Source organism: Streptomyces hesseae (genome assembly GCF_031845785.1).
Lineage (GTDB): Bacteria > Actinomycetota > Actinomycetes > Streptomycetales > Streptomycetaceae > Streptomyces > Streptomyces hesseae.
Map to the genome: position 1 here is coordinate 54,881 of NZ_JAVRFI010000009.1, position 20,774 is coordinate 75,654.

At 71.5% G+C, this 20,774-nt stretch carries 18 protein-coding genes; 7 read left to right on the top strand and 11 right to left on the bottom strand.

The window, feature by feature from the left end; translation table 11 throughout:
* Positions 1-89 precede the first annotated feature (89 nt).
* Positions 90-2,345 carry a HelD family protein gene (locus tag RM609_RS16220; protein WP_438828465.1) on the top strand — a complete coding sequence of 752 codons (2,256 nt, stop codon included), beginning with the start codon at positions 90-92 and terminating at the stop codon, positions 2,343-2,345.
* Positions 2,346-2,400: 55 nt separating this feature from the next.
* On the opposite strand, the gene RM609_RS16225 is transcribed toward RM609_RS16220, so the two are convergent.
* Positions 2,401-4,044 carry a fibronectin type III domain-containing protein gene (locus tag RM609_RS16225; RefSeq protein ID WP_311611541.1) on the bottom strand — a complete coding sequence of 548 codons (1,644 nt, stop codon included), beginning with the start codon at positions 4,042-4,044 and terminating at the stop codon, positions 2,401-2,403.
* Positions 4,045-4,427: 383 nt separating this feature from the next.
* On the opposite strand from RM609_RS16225, the gene RM609_RS16230 reads away from it, so the two are divergent.
* Positions 4,428-5,909 (top strand): alpha/beta hydrolase, encoded by a 1,482-nt coding sequence (locus RM609_RS16230; RefSeq protein WP_311611542.1) that lies wholly within the window; start codon positions 4,428-4,430, stop codon positions 5,907-5,909.
* A gap of 29 nt (positions 5,910-5,938) precedes the next feature.
* Here the strand turns inward: RM609_RS16230 and RM609_RS16235 are convergent, their stop codons facing one another.
* The 6 genes from RM609_RS16235 to RM609_RS16260 form a co-directional block, all read right to left on the bottom strand.
* Positions 5,939-6,157 (bottom strand): hypothetical protein, encoded by a 219-nt coding sequence (locus RM609_RS16235; RefSeq protein WP_311611543.1) that lies wholly within the window; start codon positions 6,155-6,157, stop codon positions 5,939-5,941.
* Between the two features lie 70 nt (positions 6,158-6,227).
* Positions 6,228-7,820, bottom strand: coding sequence for an acyl-CoA mutase large subunit family protein (locus tag RM609_RS16240; RefSeq protein ID WP_311611544.1), 1,593 nt, complete (start codon positions 7,818-7,820; stop codon positions 6,228-6,230).
* Between the two features lie 211 nt (positions 7,821-8,031).
* Complete coding sequence (locus RM609_RS16245; protein ID WP_311611545.1) at positions 8,032-9,126, bottom strand: hypothetical protein; 1,095 nt, start codon at positions 9,124-9,126, stop codon at positions 8,032-8,034.
* Positions 9,126-9,782 (bottom strand): RNA polymerase sigma factor, encoded by a 657-nt coding sequence (locus RM609_RS16250; RefSeq protein ID WP_311611804.1) that lies wholly within the window; start codon positions 9,780-9,782, stop codon positions 9,126-9,128. The genes RM609_RS16245 and RM609_RS16250 overlap by 1 nt, the downstream gene beginning before the upstream one ends.
* A 34-nt stretch (positions 9,783-9,816) precedes the next feature.
* A complete protein-coding gene (locus tag RM609_RS16255) occupies positions 9,817-10,845 on the bottom strand; it encodes a DUF4328 domain-containing protein (protein WP_311611547.1) in 1,029 nt (342 codons plus the stop codon).
* A gap of 277 nt (positions 10,846-11,122) precedes the next feature.
* Positions 11,123-12,775 carry a beta-N-acetylhexosaminidase gene (locus RM609_RS16260; RefSeq protein WP_311611550.1) on the bottom strand — a complete coding sequence of 551 codons (1,653 nt, stop codon included), beginning with the start codon at positions 12,773-12,775 and terminating at the stop codon, positions 11,123-11,125.
* Between the two features lie 354 nt (positions 12,776-13,129).
* Here RM609_RS16260 and sdhC point away from each other — a divergent pair, with 354 nt between their 5' ends.
* Genes sdhC through RM609_RS16280 form a run of 4 tightly spaced genes read left to right on the top strand, consistent with a single transcriptional unit; the run spans position 13,130 to position 16,528 of the window.
* Positions 13,130-13,510: a succinate dehydrogenase, cytochrome b556 subunit gene (gene sdhC, locus RM609_RS16265; protein WP_311611552.1), complete on the top strand. Its 381-nt coding sequence runs from the start codon at positions 13,130-13,132 to the stop codon at positions 13,508-13,510.
* An 8-nt stretch (positions 13,511-13,518) separates the two neighbouring features.
* Complete coding sequence (locus tag RM609_RS16270; protein WP_311611553.1) at positions 13,519-13,992, top strand: succinate dehydrogenase hydrophobic membrane anchor subunit; 474 nt, start codon at positions 13,519-13,521, stop codon at positions 13,990-13,992.
* Between the two features lie 23 nt (positions 13,993-14,015).
* Entirely contained in the window at positions 14,016-15,770 is a 1,755-nt protein-coding gene (gene sdhA, locus RM609_RS16275; protein WP_311611555.1) for a succinate dehydrogenase flavoprotein subunit, read from the top strand.
* A complete protein-coding gene (locus RM609_RS16280; protein WP_311611556.1) occupies positions 15,770-16,528 on the top strand; it encodes a succinate dehydrogenase iron-sulfur subunit in 759 nt (252 codons plus the stop codon). The genes sdhA and RM609_RS16280 overlap by 1 nt, the downstream gene beginning before the upstream one ends.
* Before the next feature lie 67 nt (positions 16,529-16,595).
* On the opposite strand, the gene RM609_RS16285 is transcribed toward RM609_RS16280, so the two are convergent.
* On the bottom strand, positions 16,596-16,991 hold the full coding sequence (locus RM609_RS16285; RefSeq protein ID WP_311611557.1) for a MerR family transcriptional regulator: 396 nt from the start codon (positions 16,989-16,991) through the stop codon (positions 16,596-16,598).
* Between the two features lie 60 nt (positions 16,992-17,051).
* On the opposite strand from RM609_RS16285, the gene RM609_RS16290 reads away from it, so the two are divergent.
* Positions 17,052-17,834 carry an alpha/beta fold hydrolase gene (locus tag RM609_RS16290; protein ID WP_311611559.1) on the top strand — a complete coding sequence of 261 codons (783 nt, stop codon included), beginning with the start codon at positions 17,052-17,054 and terminating at the stop codon, positions 17,832-17,834.
* A 29-nt stretch (positions 17,835-17,863) separates the two neighbouring features.
* On the opposite strand, the gene RM609_RS16295 is transcribed toward RM609_RS16290, so the two are convergent.
* The 3 genes from RM609_RS16295 to RM609_RS16305 form a co-directional block, all read right to left on the bottom strand.
* Positions 17,864-18,100, bottom strand: a complete 237-nt coding sequence (locus RM609_RS16295) for a hypothetical protein (protein ID WP_311611561.1) — start codon at positions 18,098-18,100, stop codon at positions 17,864-17,866.
* A gap of 40 nt (positions 18,101-18,140) precedes the next feature.
* Positions 18,141-19,016 carry an SAM-dependent methyltransferase gene (locus RM609_RS16300; RefSeq protein WP_311611562.1) on the bottom strand — a complete coding sequence of 292 codons (876 nt, stop codon included), beginning with the start codon at positions 19,014-19,016 and terminating at the stop codon, positions 18,141-18,143.
* A 103-nt stretch (positions 19,017-19,119) separates the two neighbouring features.
* Positions 19,120-20,739, bottom strand: a complete 1,620-nt coding sequence (locus tag RM609_RS16305) for an ABC transporter substrate-binding protein (RefSeq protein ID WP_311611564.1) — start codon at positions 20,737-20,739, stop codon at positions 19,120-19,122.
* Between the last annotated feature and the right edge of the window lie 35 nt (positions 20,740-20,774).

Below are 20,774 nucleotides of genomic sequence, written 5' to 3' on the forward strand. Positions count from 1 at the left end.
ATTGTTTCCATGCATTGTTCAACTCAACGCATGGGGAAGCTTTATGAGGCCATCATATCCGTGCGGGAGTGGAATTGTCAAACACGGACGTGCGCAATGAGCAGGAATTCATCGACCGTCTTTACGACCGGCTCGCCGAGCTGCGCTCCGGCGCCGAGGCGGCGGTCAAGGGCGCCCTGGCGATGGACGGCACCACCTTCCAGGCGCGCCAGGAGCGCGATGTGATGGTGGCCGAGCAGTCCGGGCTGCTCGCGGCGTTCAACGCCGGGGAGCACGGGCTGTGCTTCGGGCGGCTGCTGTTCCGCGACGGCGCCGACCACCACATCGGCCGCATCGGCATCCGTGCGGCCGACGAGGACCGTACGCCCCTGGTGATCGACTGGCGGGCCGAGGTCGCCCGCCCGTTCTATCTCGCCACCGGCCACACCCCCATGGGGCTGCGCCGCAGGCGTCACATCACCACCGAGAACCACAAGGTCACCGACCTCCACGACGAGATCCTCGATCTCGCCGACACCTCGCGCACCGGCCACGAGGGCAGCGACGCGGACGCCGTCCTCCTCGCCGCGCTCGACGCCGCGCGCACCGGACGGATGCACGACATCGTGCAGACCATCCAGGCCGAGCAGGACCGCATCATCCGCGCCCCGCACCAGGGCGTCCTCGTCGTCGAGGGCGGCCCGGGTACGGGCAAGACCGTCGTCGCCCTCCACCGGGCCGCGTACCTCCTCTACGCCCACCGCGAGCGGCTCGCCCGCCGCGCCGTACTGATCGTCGGGCCCAACCCGGCCTTCCTCGGCTACATCGGCGAGGTGCTGCCCGCGCTCGGCGAGACCGGCGTCCTCCTCGCCACGCCCGCCGAGCTCTTCCCCGGCGTTCGCGCCACCGGCACCGACACCCCCCGGGCCGCCGAGGTCAAGGGCGCCGCCGGCATGGCCGACGCCCTGGCGGCGTACGTCCGCGACCGGCAGACCGTGCCCGAGCCCGGCGCGCCCTTCGTCATCGAGCACGACGACGGCGAGCTCGTCCTCGACACGGACATCGCCACCGAGGCCCGGCGCCTGGCACGGGAGACCAGGCTGCCGCACAACCTCGCCCGCCCCTACTTCGCCTTCCGCGTCATCGACGCCCTCACCGCCCAGATCGCCGACCGCATCGGCGCCGACCCCTACGGCGGGCCCAGCCTCCTCGGCCCGGACGACATCGCCCAGCTCGGCAAGGCCGTCGCCGCCAACCGCGACGTCCACGCCGCCGTCGACGACCTGTGGCCGGCGCTCACCCCGCAGCGGCTCGTCGGCGACTACCTCACCGATCCCGTCCACCTCACCGAGGAGGACGCCGCGGCGATCCGGCGCGACGGCGGCCCCTGGACCCCGGCGGACATCCCCCTCCTCGACGAGGCCGCCGAGCTCCTCGGCGAGGACGACTCCGCCGAACGCGCCGCCGCCGAGGCCGCGCGCCAGGAGCGCGTCCGCTACGCCCAGGGCGTCCTCGACCTCTCCTACGGCTCCCGCACCCAGGAGTTCGAGGACCGCGAGGACGAGGACTCCGAGGTCCTCTCCGCGCACGACCTCATCGACGCGGAACGCCTCGCCGAACGCCACGAGGAGGCCGACCACCGCAGCGCCGCCGAACGCGCCGCCGCCGACCGGACCTGGGCGTTCGGCCACATCATCGTCGACGAGGCCCAGGAGCTGTCCGCCATGGCCTGGCGCCTGCTGATGCGCCGCTGTCCCACGCGGTCCATGACCCTGGTCGGCGACCCGGCCCAGACCGCCGAACCCGGCGGCTGCGGCTCCTGGGACGCCATCCTTGACCCCTACGTCGGCGACCGCTGGGAGCACGTACGGCTGGGCGTCAACTACCGTACGCCCGCGGAGATCATGGCCGTCGCGGCCGGCGTCGTACGCTCGGTCGACCCGGCCTTCGAGCCGCCGAGCTCGGTACGGGCCACGGGGGAACAGCCGTGGATGTGCCTCGTCTCCGACGGCTCGCCGGCCGACCTGGCGGACGCGGCGGCCGAGGCGGTCGTCGCCGAGACAGCCCGCGAGATGGCCCGTATCGCGGTCATCGCCCAGCACCGGCACCACCCGGCCCTGCGCGCCGCCCTGCCGGCGGCCTCGGCCGGCCCGAACCCGGACCTCACCAACCCGGTGGTCCTCCTCGACCCGCGCCAGGCCAAAGGCCTGGAGTTCGACTCGGTGATCGTCGTCGAGCCGGGCGAGTTCGGGACGAGCGACCTGTACGTCGCCCTGACGCGCGCGACCCAGCGCCTCGGCGTCATATACGCCGCGGACGGCGACGGCCCCGGCCTCCCGGCGGGGCTGGAGGGGATGGCCGGTTGAGCACACGAGGCCGGGTCCGGGGGCTGCTGAGCCCCCGGACCCGGCCCCCTGGGCGTCAGTTCTGGTACGTCGCCTCGATCTTCAGATATGTGCCGGGCGTCTGGGGCTCCCACGTGCACTGGGAGATGTCGCCCGCGTCGACGCCGCACTTCGTCGTCGTGCGGTTGGAGTTCCAGTCGCGCTGGGCGTCCCAGCCGCCGATGGAGCCCAGCCGGACGTCACGGGCGTGGGCGACGAGGTCGTGCATGTCCTGCTCGTGGAAGCGCTCGCCGCCGTCGTTGATGCCGTACATCGGACAGGCGCCCAGCCGTGCCCACACCTCGGCGTCCGTGAGGTGGGGGTAGGCCTGCTTGACCGTGCGGTGCATGAAGCGCGTCGCGATGACGGCCTCCGTGCCCTGGGGACGGTTGGGGTTGCCCATGGTCATGGTCATCCCGTTGAACAGCGACGGGAGGATGCCCGCGTCGGCGAGCATGCCGATGAAGGCCTGGCCGTCGGTGTTGAACCCGGCGACGAGGTCCACCGGGCAGTTCGGGTCGTCCGGCCCGAACACATCGGCGGGGCGGCGCTCGCGCCCGGCGTCGACGGGCAGGGTGTAGGAGATCCGGAGCTGGGGGCGGGCGTCCAGCAGCTTCAGGACGATGGCGATGTGCCGGGCGAGGAACGCCTTGTCCTTCTGGGCCGCGCCCTCGATGTCGAAGTCGATGCGGTCGATCTCGTACGCGTCGAGGATGGACGAGTACCAGTCGTAGACCTTCTCCACGTCCGTGTGGACGTATTCCGCGATGTGGTTGGTCCAGCCGCCGATGGAGACGACCGGGCGTCCGCCCAGCGCCTTGAAGGCGCGCACGTCGTCGGCGTTGTGCTTGCCGTTGATGGCGTCGTAGGTGGGGATGCTGCCCCAGCACGGCTCCATCTGGTCGTTCGCGACGGTGATGAAGCCGAGCGACACACCGCGGACGCCCGTGGCCTGGGCGATGGGCGTGATCTCGTTGATGTGCCAGTCGCCGGAGACGGTGTTGCCGCCGGCGTAGTCGATGAACGGCATGACCGGGATGTCCCAGGCGGGCCGTTCTCCCGTGGCCGCGCCGGAGTTGAACTCGATCGTGACGGGATCGGAGAGGAGGCCGCGGATGTTCATGGCGACGACGGTGACCTCGTAGTCCGTCCCGGGCGTCAGGCGGCCCACGAGGGCGGGCGGCCCGGTCACCACGACCGGGTCCCGGCCGGGGACGTCGACGGTGATCTGGTACTCGATCACCGCCACCTCGTCGGTCGAGGGCGTCCAGTCGAGCAGTACGGAGCGCCCCAGGGCCTTTTCGACCCGCAGGTCGGTGACCGGGGTGGGCGGCGTGTCGTAGTCGGGGACGTCCGCCGGGACGCCGTCGACCTTGATGTTCTTGGGCAGCGGGTCGAGCGTGCCACTGTAGGACACGATGACGAAGTTCGTGCCGTGCGCGGGAATTTTGCGCTTGTAGCTCTCGACGGCTCCTGTGACGTGCTGCCCCTGCTGGGTCACCACGAGGCCGACGTTGTTGCTGACGGCCTGCCCCTGAGCCACGTCGAACTCGATGGTCGAGATGTTCTTGTCGTCGTCGGTGAGGTTGTAGACGGTGAGCCGGATGGAGCCTCCGCCGACCCATTGCTTTTCGACGGAAGGCCGGACGAGGATCGTGTACTCGCTGCTGGACCTGGTCATTCCGTGCCCCTTTTCCCGAAGGCCGGTCCCGTACGGTCACCTGGAAAAATATTCGGCCGGACGGCTCCCCCTAAGGCCCCTATACGGCCTGCCGGAAACGACGGCCGACCCGCGCCATCCCGATGTCGTATACAGGCAGGTCAGTCACCCCTCAACACCGTTACGGGTGGCCGTGCTTGACGCAATCCAGCCGCTGTGGCGCGTCTTGGCCACCTCTTAGGCCCCACAACACCGCGATACCGGCCAATCGCGAACAGTCCACCCCTAACGGTCATGACGCATTCACGGAGACCAATCCCCCAGTGGCCAGGGGGTTTCCCCCACCCTTAAGGGAACGGTGGGCCGGATGGGCAGACCGGCGCCGACCGGCCACTGTTATCCGCATGACGAACCAACGCACCCGCAAATCACTTCTGTTCGCGCTCGCCGCCTCCGCCGCCGCGGCCACCCTCGCCGCACCGGCACAGGCCGCACCGGCGGCCGCACCCGCCCTCCAGTGGAAGCCCTGCGCCGACGCGCCCACCAGGGAGTGCGCCGACCTGTCCGTACCGGTCGACTACCGCGCCCCGGACGGCCCGCGGGCCCACCTCGCGGTGTCCCGGCTGCGGACGGACCACCCGGAGGCGCGGCGGGGGACGCTGCTGCTGATACCCGGCGGGCCCGGCGGCTCCGGTTTCGACCTGCTGAAGCAGAAGGGCGAGGCCATGCGCAAGGAGACCGGCGGGGCGTACGACATCGTGAGCTTCGACCCGCGCGGCACCGGCACCCACGGCAGCAGCCTCGCCGAGTGCGGGCTGGACAAGGCCGACCTGGAGATCAGCAGCTTCATCCCCTGGCCCGGCCCCGACGGCGACATCGGCGAGAACGCCGCCCGTGGCCGCCGTATCGCCGACGCCTGCGCCCGCAACGGCGGCCCGCTCCTCCGCTCGTTCACGAGCGCCAACGAGGTACGCGACGCCGACCTCCTCCGCCAGGCCCTCGGCGAGCGGAAGCTGTCGGTGTACGGCGTCTCGTACGGGACGTATGTGGCGGCCCAGTACGCGCAGCAGCACCCCGACCGGACCGACAGGGTCGTACTGGACAGCTCGGGCGACCCCGATCCCACCCGGGTCGCGCGCGGATGGCTGGCGAACACGTCCGTCGGGGTCGCGGACCGCTTCCCCGACTTCGCGAAGTGGGCCTCGACGCCCGGCAACCCCGACCGGCTGGCCGACACCCCCGAGGCCGTGCAGCCGATGTTCCTCGCGCTGGCGGCGAAGCTGGACGCCTCGCCGCGTACGTTCGCCGACGGGCACAAGCTGACCGGCAACCATCTGCGGATGGGGCTGCTTCAAACCCTGCACTCCGACGAGGGTTTCGCGCCCCTGGCGAAATTGATCCGCGCCGCCCGCGACACCACCACCGATCAGCTGACGGTCCCCGACGTCCTGCCCGTGGCGGTGCCCCAGAGCGACGCGGCCGTACGGACGGCGACCATCTGCAACGACGTCGCCTGGCCGAAGTCGCTCCCCGCCTACCGGCGGGCCGTGGCCGCCGACCGGATCCGGTACCCGCTGACGGCGGGCATGCCCGTCAGCGTCATGCCCTGCGCGTTCTGGAAGGACGAGCCGGCCGACAAGCCCGGCCGGATCACCTCCCAGGGCCCCTCGAACATCCTGATGGTCCAGAACCTGCGCGACCCGAACACGCCCTACAGCGGCTCCCTCAAGATGCGGGAGGCCCTGGGCGAGCGGGCCCGGCTGGTCACCGTCGACTCCGGCGGCCACGAGGCGTACCTCGCCAACGGCAACGCCTGCGGCGACCGGACCGTCAGCGAATTCCTCAAGACGGGACAGCGTCCGGCGGGAGATGTCGTCTGTCGCTAGAGCGCCTCGGACGGGGCCGGCCCGCGCTGTCAGAACAGCTGCTGCTGGCCGTCCATCGGGGGCTGCTCCGGGTCGAAGAGGACCGGTTCCGTCGCCAGGAGCGGGGCCGAGCGGCGGGAGCCGGGGCAGGACATCAGCTCGTATGTGAACGCGGGGCGGCGGCCCGGCGGGTCGTGGCGGGCGATGCGGCCGCCCACGACGGCGATCTCACGGGAGCAGACGGGACAGGCCCGGCGGGGGGAGGACATCCCACCAGTGTCCCTCACCTTTCGGCCACCCCGCCCGGGCGAGGACCGGCCCGGCAACCGCGTGGGGCCGTCAGAACGAGTCCGCCGGCACATGCGTCCCCCACACCTCCCGGAGCGCCCCGCACACCTCCCCCACCGTGGCCCGGGCCCGGAGGGCCTCCCGCATCGGGGGGAGGACGTTCTCCGCCTCGCTCTCCGCCGCCCGCCGCAGCGCGTCCAGTTCGCGCGTGACCGCGCTGCCGTCGCGGTCCGCCCGGAGCCTCGCCAGGCGCTCGCGCTGGCGCGTCTCGATCTCCGGGTCGACGCGCAGCGGCTCGTACGGCTCCTCCTCGTCGACGCGGAAGCGGTTGACGCCCACGACGACGCGGTCGCCCGACTCGGTCTCGCGGGCGACGCGATAGGCGTTGCGCTCGATCTCGCCCTTCTGGAAGCCCTGCTCGATGGCGGCGACGGCGCCGCCCATGCCCTCGACCTCGTCCATCAGCTCCAGGGCGGCGAACTCCAGCTCGTCCGTCATCGACTCGATCGCGTAGGAGCCCGCGAACGGGTCGACCGTGGCGGTTACGTCCGTCTCGTGGGCGAGCACCTGCTGGGTGCGCAGGGCGAGCCGGGCCGCCTTCTCGGAGGGCAGGGCGATGGCCTCGTCGTAGGAGTTGGTGTGCAGCGACTGGGTGCCGCCGAGCACGGCGGCCAGGCCCTGGACGGCGACGCGCACGAGATTGATCTCGGGCTGTTGCGCGGTGAGCTGGACCCCCGCGGTCTGGGTGTGAAAGCGCAGCATCTGCGATTTGGGGTTCTTCGCCCCGAATTCGTCCCGCATCAGCCGGGCCCAGATCCTCCGGGCCGCCCGGAATTTGGCGACCTCCTCCAGCAGGGTCGTACGGGCGACGAAGAAGAAGGAGATCCGGGGGGCGAAGTCGTCGACGTCCATCCCGGCGGCGACGGCCGTACGGACGTACTGGACGGCGTCGGCGAGGGTGAAGGCGACTTCCTGCGCGGGCGAGGCGCCGGCCTCGGCGATGTGGTAGCCGGAGACGGAGATGGTGTTCCAGCGGGGGATCTCGGTCCGGCAGTAGGCGAAGATGTCGGCGGTCAGCCGCAGCGAGGGCTGGGGCGGGAAGATGTACGTCCCGCGCGCGATGTACTCCTTGAGGACGTCGTTCTGGATCGTCCCGGTCAGGCGGCTCGCGGGGACGCCCTGTTCCTCGGCCACCAGTTGGTAGAGCAGGAGCAGCAGGGCGGCCGGGGCGTTGATGGTCATCGAGGTGGACACGTCGCCCAGCGGGATGCCGTCGAAGAGCTCCCGCATGTCCTCGACCGAGTCGATCGCGACGCCGACCTTGCCGACCTCGCCGCTCGCGATCGGCGCGTCGGAGTCGTGGCCCATCTGGGTGGGCAGGTCGAAGGCGACGGACAGGCCGTGGCCGCCGTCGGCGATGAGCCGGCGGTAGCGGGCGTTGGACTCGGCGGCCGTGCCGAAGCCCGCGTACTGGCGCATGGTCCAGGGGCGCTCGGTGTACATCGTCGGGTACACGCCACGGGTGAAGGGGTACGCGCCGGGGGCGCCGAGCCGGTCCCCGGGATCCCAGCCGGCGAGCGCCTCGGGGTCGTAGACGGGCTTGACGGGCAGTCCGGACTCGGTCGCCCGCGATCGGGTCGTCATGGGACACGCCTCCCGCTGTTCGGGTTCCGGAAGCCTCCACTTCGGACTGTAGTCCTCCGGAGGTGCCCGTCCCGGTCGCCACACACGGCGAAGGGAGGAGGGGGGCGCGGGCAGGGCCGGGGGAAAAGCCCCGCCCGCGCCAAGGTGCGCGGAGCCGACTAATGGGGGGGAACTTCGGCTCCGTGCAGCCGATGACCAGTCGGCTCACTACCTACAGCGCCGACGCTCCGAAAAGTGTCACACCCGGTGTCGCGGCGGGGGCCGGCGCGGCGGCGCGGGGCACGCTGCGGGAGCGCGGGGCGCGGTTGACGAGGTCGTCCCACACCGAGCCGTCACCGTCCTCGTCGCCCTTGCCGTCGGCCGCGAGGACGCGCTCGCAGTACGCCCGGACGGCCGACGAGCCGCCGGCGAACCGCTCCAGGGTGCGGGCCTCGTCCTCGTCGAGGCCCTTGCCGTTGGCGTTGCCGCTGCCGTCGCCTTTGCTGTTGGCGAGGAACTCGCGGCAGACCTTGGCGGCCCAGGCGCGGCCCGCCTTGGCGCCGTCGAGGGCGCCGGGGTCGTCGTTCTTGCCGGGCTTGTCGCCCTTGTTCCCCTTGTCGCCCTTCCCGTCCCTGGCGTCGTCCCCGTCGCCGTGGACCGGGCTCGCCGAGGAGCCGGACGCCGGTCCGGACTCCTTGCCACCGGGGGTACGGGAGGGGTCCGGGCGGCCACTGGGGTGGGCGCTTGCCCCGGGGGCGGGGGTGGCGCCGGGGGTGGGTGCGCCGGGGGCGACCGTCGCCACGTCGGTCTCGTCGGCGAGGGTCACGCTGGCGGAGGGCGACGGCTCCTTGCCGGACCTGCCGAACGGCCCGGGCAGGACGCCCGTACCGGCCGCGACCGCGACACCGCCCACCGCGCAGCCCGCGAGCGCCAGCGCGAGGGCCGTCCGGGCGGGGCGGCGCAGGAAGGAGCGCAAGGCTTCGACGGGCCACAGCGCGGCGCCTCGCGCGGCGACGGGGGCGGCCGTGACGGCCGGAGCCGCCGAGGCGGCGCGCGCCTCGCGGAAGGCCGCGAGCGCGGCCTCCTCGCCGGGGAGTGGGGCGGCTCCCGCCGACGGGATGTCAGTCAGAGAACGGAAGGCCGCATCCAGCTGCTTCGCGACGGCCGCGGCCTCGGATCCAGCGGGGAACCCGGCGGCGGTCCCGGCCCCCGGCGCGCCGGGCGCGCCCGGCGCGTCCTCGCGGGGAGCGGAGAACTCACCGCGCAGCAGCCGCTCCACGGCGTCGTCATCCAGCCAGTCGTGGTCGTACCGGTGGTCGTCCGCCATCACATGTCCTTCTGCGTCCGCGCGCGCAATTGCGTCACACCGGAAGAAACGTTCGCTCCGCCGGCCCGCCGGTCCTGGCCGGCGCCTGTGGCCGGGGGCCCGCCGGGGCCCGCCGTCACCAGCTCGGCGAGCCGCCGCAGGCCGCGGTGCGCGGCGGTGCGCACCGCGCCGGGCCGTTTGCCCAGCACTCCGGCGGCGCTCTTGGCGTCGAGGCCGACGACCACCCGCAGGACGACGGCCTCGGCCTGGTCCTGCGGAAGCTGGGCGATGAGGGCGAGGGTACGCCCCGTACCGAGAGCCTCCAATGCCTCCCCGGCGGTGTCCGCGTCGGCGGCCCGCGCGGCGAGCTCGCTCTCGTCGCCGCCGATGGCCGGGCGCCGGCCGCGCATGCGTATGTGGTCGAGGGCGCGATTGCGGGCGATCCGGGCCGCCCAGCCGCGGAAGCGGTCGGCGTCGCCGGTGAAGCGCTCCAGGTCCCTGGATATCTGGAGCCACGCCTCCGAGGCCACGTCCTCCGCGTCGCCCTCGCCGACCAGCGTGCGCACGTACCCGAGCAGGCGCGGGTGCACGGTCCGGTAGACCGTACGGAATGCCGTTTCGTCCCCGCTCTGCGCCGCGCGCACCGCGACGGTCAGCTCAGCGTCGTCCCCCTGCACGCTCACATCCTGCACCACTGGTCGTACTCGCGGTTCAGGAGGCCGCCGGACCGGCGCCGAAAGGATTCTGCTGAGGCGGCGGGCCGTAGGGAGCACCCCCGGCCGGTGCCCCGTACGGCGGGACGGCGGGCGGCACGAAGGGAGCGGCGGTCGGGACGGGCGGGGCCGCGTAGGACGCGGCGGGCGACGGTACGAACGGCGGGGCGGGCGGCATCGCCAGGGGGCCGGCCAAGGCGCGCTGCTCCTGCATCCGCGTCAGCTGCCGGACGACGAGCAGCGCGAGCACCGTGTCGGCCAGGAGCAGCAGTACGGAGAAGCCGCTGACGGCGAGGGAGCTGTTCAGCAGCTCGACGTTGCTCCTCCAGTCGGAGCCGGGGAAGGGCCGTTCGAGCTTGCGCGAAGCGACCGAGGACATGCCGTCGCCCACCATGCTGAGCACGTTGGCCGCGATCCACAGCACCCACCAGGCGTTGAGCAGGCCCTTGGGAGCGCTCTGCGGGCCGCCGGGGGCGCTGGCCCGGTAGATGTCGTTCGCCATCTGCTTGGGGAACCAGAGGTTCACGACCGGGGTGAACCAGCTGCCCACCGCCCAGCCACTGCCGAAACGGTGGGTACCGGGCGCGAACACCTCGGCGTTGAGGCGCACCCGGCGGAACCAGATCACCCACAGGACGGCCGTGGCCGCCATGCCGAGGAACGACAGCGCGGTCATCGCGGCGGCGAAGGAGTCGGCGTCGTCGACGGCGTCGGACGCGGAAAAGCTCACATGGCCGTCGCTGAGAATGTCCTGAATGACGCCGCGCTGCTGGCCGATGGCCGCTATGTGCAGCATCAGCAGCAGGGCGACCACGCCCAGCAGGACGTTCAGGGCGATCCGTACACCGCGCCGCAGATCCACCCCGCCGACCGGAAGACCGCCGACCGGGCCGGGCACGGCGGCCGGGTACGGATACGGCTGCGGGTATCCGTACCCGTACGGGCCCGGGGCGGGATGCGGCTGCGCGGCCGTGTGCGGCTGCTGCTGGTAGGTGCCACAGGCGGCGCACCGGCCGTCCGGTCCCACGGCGGCAGCGCGGCATCGACCGCACGGATACATCGGCAGGACCCCCAGGAATCGTGACGTGGTCAAACGGCTACGAGCGGGTGATATTACGCGCTCCGGACGACCGGCCCCGGCCCGGGGAAGAGGTGGAGTGACGAATTTTCGATTACCGGCGCTGTAAGAGATGCGTGCTCCACCAGGGTTCGCAGCGGACGGCGGTCGGGGCCTCTCCTGTGGGGGGTGGCGGCCCCGGCCGTCCCCGTCCGATCCCCGCTCGGCTGACCGCCCGGCTTCTCCCTCAGCGCCGCACCCGCCCCGCCAGGGCCGCGAAGTCCGCCCACGACAGCCGCGGCGGCCGCGGGTCCCACAGCCGCTGGGAGACCGCCGCGAGCGGCAGCCTGATTCCCGCCGCCACCTGCTCCGGCGACTGCGCGTCGGCGCGATCGCACCAGACCGCGAGCCGCCCGCCGGGCACCCGGTCCGCGCCGGACGCCACGTTCGGCGGAACGGGGCCCGTGCCCCGCAGGACGGGCGGCGACCACGCTCCGTAGATCCGCTCCCCCGTCGGATAGTGGAAGTCGTTGGGCTCGCCGAGCACGTAATAGAGGTATTCGTCGTTCAGGTTGACCACCGTGCGTCCCTCGTTCAGGTAGTCCTGTGGGCGACGCGCGCCGATCTCCTTGCCCGTCCAGTATTCGACTTCGATGGATTTGTCCGGGGCGACGACCCCGCCCGTGAAGAAGCCGTCGTTCCACGCCTTGGGGGTCTTGCCCAGGCCGCGTACCACGGCCGCCCGGTCGTTCAGCCAGGCCGTGGCCAGGTCCTGGACCCGGCCCTGGGGGCCGAACCGCTGACGGGCCAGCTGGGCCAGCCGGGGGTAGGAGGCCTGCGGGTCACGGGACATCAGGGCGCGGTACTCGTCGGCGCCCAGGTGGAACCAGGGGCCGGGAAAGAGCGGGGCGTACTCCCGCAAAAGGTCGTCGACGACCCGCGCGGACTCGGGGTTGCCGATGTCGACCGCGCCCCGCGCCGCCGTGCCGCTCGCGTCGCGGAGCTGGAGGGCCGGGCGGGCGGCGATGACCGCGCCGAGGTGGCCGGGCGAGTCGATCTCGGGGACGACGGTGATGTGGAGGTCGGAGGCGAGGGCCACGATCCGGCGGAGCTCGGCCTTGGTGAGGTGCTGCGGGGAGACGACCTCGGGGTGGGAGGAGCTCTCGATCCGGAAGCCCTGGTCGTCGGAGAAGTGCAGGCCGAGCTGGTTGAGCTTGAGGTCGGCGAGCTCGCGCAGCCGGGCCGCGATCCAGTCGGCGGTGAAGTGCTTGCGGGCGGTGTCGAGGTTGAGGCCGCGCTGGGGACGGTCGGGCGCGTCCTTGATCACCCCCTCGGGCAGTCCCCCGCCGCCGCGCACGGCCTGGACGACGGTCCTGGTGCCGTAGAAGAGGCCGGCGGCCTCGGGGGCGGTGATGGTGACCTTGTGGTCCTGGACGGTCAGCTCGTACGACTCGGGGCCGCCGGCCTGTCCGGCGCGCGCGATCAGCTCCACGTCGCCGGGGCGGGCGGGCCCGGCGTCGTAGGTGAGCCCCAGGTCGCCGGCGAGCCGGCGGGCCTCGTCGGCCGGCTTCCCGGCCGCGGCCACCACCCGGGCGCCGGGCGCGGGCCGCCAGCCGGGGCCGGAGCGCTGGGTGTACTCCCGGACGGCCGGGACCACGGCCGGGGGCCCCTGCGGGACGGGCGTGGACGGGGAGACGGTGGCCGGGTCCGAGGCGGCGGGGGCGGAGGCGGCCGGGGCCCCGGCGACGGAACCCTGGGCGGAGCGGGAGTCGTCGGCGCCCGGATGCCCGGCGTGGCCGTCGCGCGGACAGCCCATGAGGGTCATGGTCGCGAGGAGGGCGCAGCTGGCCACCGTTCCCCGGACGGCCGAAGCCCGGGTGATCCTGACAGACCGTCCCATGGAGAAAACCTCCCATTTGGGGCTTTGGTGTCGAAGATATGGGTTTTCTCCCTAACTACCCCCACATCCCGCCGGACACGCCGGAAGCTTGAATCCCAGGGGATCCGGCGGGGTCTCGGCGCGATCTCGACGTGATCTCGGCCCGGACTCGGGAAGGTCTCGGCACGGCCTCCGGGGCCCGTGGGTCCCGCTCGGCCTAGGCCGTACGTGCCTGTTTGATCACACCTGCCGTACCCCGGGGGACCGAACCGACAAGGCGTCGCTACGATGGCCAGGGCCGGTGGACCGTACCCGGCCGGGCCCGACCGACAGTGAAGCCGGCAGGCCCCAATCCCCGCTCCCGGAGGGTTTTCCGTGCCGGCTGGAACGCTGTACCGCGGCCGGGAAGGCATGTGGTCCTGGGTGGCTCATCGAGTCACTGGCGTCCTCATTTTCTTCTTCCTGTTCGTACACGTCCTCGACACCGCTCTCGTCCGTGTCTCTCCTGAGGCATATGACGACGTCGTCGCCACGTACAAGACACCGATCGTCAACCTGATGGAGTACGGCCTCGTGGCCGCCATCCTCTTCCACGCTCTGAACGGCCTCCGCGTCATCGCGGTGGACTTCTGGTCCAAGGGACCGCGGTACCAGAAGCAGATGCTGTGGAGCGTCGTCGGTGTCTGGGTCGTGCTGATGGCAGGCGCTTTCTACCCCGTGCTCCAGCACACGCTGCGCACGCTGTTCGGGAGCTGAGTCGCGAGATGTCCGCTGAAACCACCCCCGCCGTGACCGACGCCTCCGTGTCGCTCTACGACGTCGACAACCCGGCCCCGGTCATCGAGGCGCCGCGCAAGCGCACCAAGAAGACCCCGAAGTCGACCCGCACCAACTTCGAGATGTACGGCTGGCTCTTCATGCGCCTGTCCGGCATCGTGCTGGTCGTCCTGGTCCTCGGCCACCTGCTGATCCAGCTCGTCCTCGACGGCGGTGTCAGCAAGATCGGCTTCGCCTTCGTGGCCGGCCGCTGGGCCTCCCCGTTCTGGCAGGCCTGGGACCTGATCATGCTGTGGCTGGCGATGCTCCACGGCGCCAACGGCCTCCGCACGGTCATCAACGACTACGCGGAGCGGGACAACACCCGCTTCTGGCTGAAGATGCTGCTGTACACCGCCACGGTGTTCACCGTCCTGCTGGGCACGCTGGTGATCTTCACCTTCGACCCGAACATCCGCTAGGCCACGGGGCTGAGGTAATCACGATGAAGATCCACAAGTACGACACCGTCATCGTCGGCGCCGGTGGCGCCGGCATGCGCGCGGCCATCGAGTCGACCAAGCGCAGCCGCACCGCGGTGCTCACCAAGCTCTACCCCACGCGCTCCCACACCGGCGCCGCGCAGGGCGGCATGGCCGCCGCCCTCGCGAACGTCGAGGAGGACAACTGGGAGTGGCACACCTTCGACACGATCAAGGGTGGCGACTACCTGGTCGACCAGGACGCCGCCGAGATCCTGGCGAAGGAGGCCATCGACGCGGTCCTCGACCTCGAGAAGATGGGCCTGCCGTTCAACCGCACCCCGGACGGCACCATCGACCAGCGCCGCTTCGGCGGTCACAGCCGTAACCACGGCGAGGCCCCGGTCCGCCGGTCCTGCTACGCCGCGGACCGCACCGGCCACATGATCCTCCAGACGCTGTACCAGAACTGCGTCAAGGAGGGCGTGGAGTTCTTCAACGAGTTCTACGTCCTGGACCAGCTGATCACCGAGGTCGACGGCGTCAAGAAGTCCGCCGGTGTGGTGGCGTACGAGCTCGCCACCGGCGAGATCCACGTCTTCCAGGCCAAGTCGGTCATCTACGCCTCCGGCGGCACCGGCAAGTTCTTCAAGGTGACCTCCAACGCCCACACCCTCACGGGTGACGGCCAGGCGGCCTGCTACCGCCGCGGCCTGCCCCTGGAGGACATGGAGTTCTTCCAGTTCCACCCGACGGGCATCTGGCGCATGGGCATCCTGCTGACGGAGGGCGCCCGCGGTGAGGGCGGCATCCTCCGCAACAAGGACGGCGAGCGCTTCATGGAGAAGTACGCGCCCGTCATGAAGGACCTCGCCTCGCGTGACGTCGTCTCGCGCTCCATCTACACGGAGATCCGCGAGGGCCGCGGCTGCGGTCCCGAGGGCGACCACGTCTACCTGGACCTCACCCACCTGCCGCCGGAGCAGCTGGACGCCAAGCTCCCGGACATCACCGAGTTCGCCCGGACGTACCTCGGCATCGAGCCCTACACGGACCCGATCCCGATCCAGCCGACCGCGCACTACGCCATGGGCGGCATCCCGACCAACGTCGAGGGCGAGGTGCTGGCCGACAACGACACCGTCGTCCCCGGCCTCTACGCCGCCGGCGAGGTCGCGTGCGTGTCCGTGCACGGCGCCAACCGCCTGGGCACCAACTCGCTGCTCGACATCAACGTCTTCGGTCGTCGCTCCGGCATCGCCGCCGCCGAGTACGCCCAGAAGGCCGACTTCGTCGAGCTGCCGGAGAACCCGGCCGCGCTCGTCGTCGAGCAGGTCGAGCGGCTGCGGAACTCCACGGGCAAGGAGCGGGTCGCCGAGCTCCGCAACGAGCTCCAGGAGACCATGGACGCCAACGTCATGGTCTTCCGCACCGAGCAGACCATCAAGACGGCCGTCGAGAAGATCGCCGAGCTGCGCGAGCGCTACAAGAACGTGTCCGTCCAGGACAAGGGCAAGCGCTTCAACACCGACCTCCTGGAGGCCATCGAGCTGGGCAACCTGCTCGACCTGGCCGAGGTGATGGCCGTGTCCGCGCTGGCGCGCAAGGAGTCCCGCGGCGGTCACTACCGCGAGGACTTCCCGAACCGCGACGACGTCAACTTCATGCGCCACACCATGGCGTACCGCGAGGTCGACGCGGACGGCAAGGACTCGATCCGCCTCGACTACAAGCCGGTCGTCCAGACCCGCTACCAGCCGATGGAGCGTAAGTACTGATGAGCACCCCGACTCTCGACAAGGTGGAGGCCGAGGCGCAGGCCTCGCCGTACATCACGGTCACCTTCCGGATCCGCCGGTTCAACCCGGAGGTCTCGGCGGAGGCCACCTGGCAGGACTTCCAGGTCGAGATCGACCCGAAGGAGCGCGTGCTCGACGGTCTCCACAAGATCAAGTGGGACCTGGACGGCTCGCTGACCTTCCGTCGCTCCTGCGCGCACGGCATCTGCGGCTCCGACGCCATGCGGATCAACGGCAAGAACCGGCTGGCCTGCAAGACCCTGATCAAGGACATCGACCCGGCCAAGCCGATCACGGTCGAGCCCATCAAGGGTCTGACGGTCCTCAAGGACCTCGTGGTCGACATGGAGCCGTTCTTCCAGGCCTACCGCGACGTCATGCCGTTCCTGGTCACCAAGGGCAACGAGCCGACGCGCGAGCGTCTGCAGTCCGCCGAGGACCGCGAGCGCTTCGACGACACCACCAAGTGCATCCTGTGCGCCGCGTGCACCTCGTCGTGCCCGGTGTTCTGGAACGACGGCCAGTACTTCGGCCCGGCGGCGATCGTCAACGCGCACCGCTTCATCTTCGACTCGCGTGACGAGGCGGGCGAGCAGCGCCTGGAGATCCTGAACGACAAGGACGGCGTGTGGCGCTGCCGCACGACCTTCAACTGCACGGACGCCTGCCCGCGTGGCATCGAGGTCACCAAGGCGATCCAGGAGGTGAAGCGGGCGCTGATCACGCGCCGCTTCTGACCTCCGGTCCGGTCACCCGGTTCCACGGCGAGGGCCCGCTTCCCCTGGGGGAGCGGGCCCTCGCCCGTCAGGCGGACCTCAGCGCCGCCCTCGCCAGCATCTCGTCCTCGTGCCGGCGGACCTCCATCGCCCGGGTCACCCCGCGCAGCGCCTCCTTCTTCCGCTCCAGCTCGGCCATCTGCTCCTCCACACGGGCGAGCTGGTCGTCCAGCGCTTGGACGGAGCGGGAGCAGGTGAGCAGCCCGGGGCCGCCCTGGGCGCAGGGCAGCAGGGTGCGGATGACCTCGGTGGTCATCCCGGCGTCGAGGAGTTCGCGGATGCGACGAACGCGCTGGACCGCGGCCGGGTGATATCGGCGGTAGCCATTGCTGTCCCGCTCGGAGCCGAGCAGTCCCTGCTGCTCGTAGTAGCGGAGCAGCCGCGCACTGACCCCCGTGTGCTGCGACAGTTCACCGATACGCATAAGCGAATCCCCCACTCACACTTGACCTTGACACTGATGTCATGGGGCAACCTCTTGCACATGACACGGATTCCCGCACTCGCAACGACCGTTCACGGCACCGGCCCCGGGCTGCTCCTCGCGCACGGCGCGGGCGGCAGCATCGAGGGCAATTACGTCCCCATCCTCCCGGCCCTCTCCGCGGCACACACGGTGGTGGCCCCCGACTATCCCGGCTCCGGCGCCACGCCACGTGCCACCGGTCCGCTGGACCTCGACGCGCTGGCCGACGGGATCGTGGCCGCGGCGGACGGGGCCGGGCTGGAGAGTTTCACCCTGGTGGGTTATTCGCTGGGCACCATGGTCTCCGTACGGGCGGCCGCCCGGCACCCGGAGCGGGTGCGGGGCCTGGTCCTGACGGCGGGCCTGGCCAAGGCGGACAACCGGACGCGGGCCTCGCTCTATCTCTGGCAGCGGCTGCTGGAGCGGGGCGATCTGGAGGGGTTCGCGCGGTTCGTGGCGCTGAGCGGCTTCGGCGAGACGTTCTTCAACGGCCTCCCGGAGACGACGGTCGAGCCCTTCCTGGAGCTCGTGGCGCGCGGTGTCCCGGCCGGCGCGGCCGAGCAGGCCGCCGTGGTCGGCGCCTCCGACACCACCGGCGACCTCGCCGGTATCTCCGTACCCACGCTGGTCGTCGCGCCCCTCCAGGACACGCTGGTCGCCCCGGCCAACTCCCGTTTCCTCGCGGAGCGGATCGCGGGCGCGGAGTACGCGGAGATCGACACGGGCCATGTGCCGATGGCCGAGCGGCCGGAGGAGTGGCAGAAGCTGATCCTGGACTTCCTGGGCCGGCACGGTCTGTGACGACGACCGGCCCGCCACGGGCCTCCGGGCTATGCCGGCCGGTCGTACCCCACCGTGTTCGTGGCCAGTTCCTCCGCGGTGATCTCGGAGGCCCAGCCCTCGGGCGGTTCCTGGTAGGGGCTGCACGCGCCACAGGCCGCGCACGTCCACCGGCCGTGGATACCGTGCACGACGACGCCGCACCCGGCGCAGGTGTCGGTCGTGTAGTAGGGCGGCTCGCCCGGCGAGGCGGGCGAGCGCCACGGGTGCTGGTCCATCCGGTCCATACCCCCAGACTGCCACGCGCGGCGGCCCAGGGGTCCGCCGCTACGCCAGGGGCTTGCGCAGCAGCATCATGAAGAAGCGCGTCTTCTCACGGATGATGGTGCGGACACCCGTGTACCCGGCATCCGTCTGCTCGACGAACTCGGCTCCCAGCGCGGCCGCGAGCTCCTCGCGGCGGTCGCGCAGCAGCAGAGCGATCATGTCCGAGGTGATCGCCAGATTGGCCGAGAGGTCCTTGAGCTCCAGCGTCCGGAACCCGGTCCGCTCCAGCAGGGCGAACAACTCGGCCATCGGAAGCGGTGGGTTGGAGGCCAGGACCGTCTCGTAGATGCCCAGCTCGACGGGGGTGAGCTCGGCGATGAGGGACGACTCCAGGATCATCAGCTGCCCGCCGGGGCGCAGCACCCGCCAGGCCTCGCCGAGGGCCTTGGCCCGGTCCATGTGGCACAGGCTCTCCACCGCCCAGGCGGTGTCGAAGCTCTCGTCCTCGTAGGGCAGGTTCATGGCGTCGACGACCTCGAAGGTGAGGCGGTCGGCCAGGCCGGTGGCCCGGGCCATCTCCTGGGCGCGGGCGATCTGTTCCTTGCTGACGGAGATGCCGGTGACGCGGGTCCCGCTCTGCTCGGCGAGGCGGGCGGCGGGGCGGCCGGGGCCGCAGCCCATGTCGAGGTGGTGGCCGCCGGGGCGGGCGTTCATCAGCCGGATGAGGTAGTCGGTGTAGCGGTCCTGCGCCTGTGAGGAGAGGGCCACGAGGTCCATGCTCGCCGGATGGGGCTCGTCCGGCGAGACCCACAGGCCGCAGTGCACGCTGTCGCCGAGGGTCATGTGGTACAGGTCGCCGAACTTGTCGTACCAGGCTCCCACTGTCTCGGCCTTGATGAGGTCCTTCGGGTCGTGAGGAGCTTCTTGCTGCGGCACGTCGTCCCCTTCCGGGAGGGTTCCGGGAATCAGCGGTACGCGATCGAGTGAAGTGGGCCGCCCCGGAGGCGACAAGGTCGCGTACCGGCCAGCAGCGCACCGCTCAGATCCGGGCCAGCATCCACAGCCGCCAGATGCCCGTGCCGTCCGTCAGGTACTGCGTCCCGGCGATGCCCGCGTTGCTCAGGACGTAGTCCTTCCGCTGCCACAGCGGCACCAGCGGTACGTCCTCGGCGACGATCTTCTGGATGCTCCGGAAGTCGTCCGCGACCCGGCCGCGCTGGTCGTTCTGCTGGGCCTTGCGGATGAGTTTCTCCACCTTGGGACTGGAGTAGCCGGAGTGGAGGGCGTTGCCGTCGCCCACCAGGGGTGTGGTGAAGGTGTCCGGGTCGGGGAAGTCGGCCAGCCAGCTGACGCAGTACGCGTCGTACGCGCCCCGGGCGTAGCCCCGCTGGAACTCCGTCCACTCCACCCGCTTCGTCGTCACCTCGAACAGTCCCGTGGCCTCCAGCTGGCGGCGCAGCAGGGCCGCCTCCTGGTCGGTGGCCGCGCCCTTGGAGTAGGCGAGGGTGAAGCGGACCGGGGTGGCCACTCCGGCGTCCAGCAGCAGCCGGCGGGCCCGGTCCGCGTCGGGCTTCGGGTAGGCGTCGAAGAAGGACGTGGCGTGGCCGGTGAAGCCCTGCGGTACGAGCGAGTAGAGCGGCTCGACGGTGCGGAGGTGGACGTCCCGGGCGAGGGCCTGGCGGTCGACGACGGCCGCGACGGCCTGCCGTACGGCGAGCGGCTTCGCCGGGGCGCCGTCGCGCAGGTTGAAGACGAGGAAGCGGGCGTTGGCGCCGGAGGTCTCGGTCATCCGGGAGCCGGTCTCGGAGAGCGAGTACTTGGCCAGGTCGGCGGGTGGCATCTGGCGGGCGGCGACGTCGACGGTCCCGTGCCGCCAGGCGTCGCTCATCCGGGCCGGGTCGGGGAAGTAGCGGACCGTCACCGGGGAGCCGACGTCCTTGACCGCGCCCTCGTACTGGTCGTTGGGCGCGAGCTCGGCGCTCGTTCCCGGCCGGTACTCCTTGAGGGTGTACGGGCCCGAGCCGTCGACCCGGTCGCCCCCGCGCAGTGCGTCGAAGGGGTAGGCGCGGTGGTCGACGATGGAGCCGGCGCCGGTGGCGATCTTGAGTGGGAAGGTCGCGTCGGGGACCTTGAGGCGGAAGGTGACGACGCGTCCGCCGCCGGAGGTCTCGACCGAGCCCAGGGTGTCCAGCAGCGATGCGGGGCCCTGCGGCGACTTGATCCGGGCGATGCGGTCGAAGGAGAACTTCACGTCCTCCGCGGTCAGCTCGTGCCCGTTGGCGAAGCTCAGCCCCGGGCGCAGCTCGCACGTGTACGTCCGCAGGTCGTCGCCCTTGAAGCCGCAGCTGCGGGCCGCGTCCGGCACCGGGTTCTTCGAGCCGGGGGCGAAGGTCAGCAGGGTCTGGAAGAGGTTGCCGTACAGCGCCCAGGACCCGGCGTCGTAGGCGCCCGCCGGGTCGAGCGCGGTGACCGTGTCGGTCGTGCCGACCTGGACGGGCCCCCGGTCGCGGTCCTCCCCCGGGGTGAGCCGGCAGCCTCCGGCGCCCGCCGCGAGCAGCAGGAGCGTCAGCGACGCCCCGGCCGCGCGCCGACCGCGTAAGCCCCTTCGCGGTAACCCTTGTAGCCCTCGTAACCCTCTTCGTACCCGGACCTCACGCATCCCCCGCGCCCCTCCTGCCCAGTGATGCGCATCAC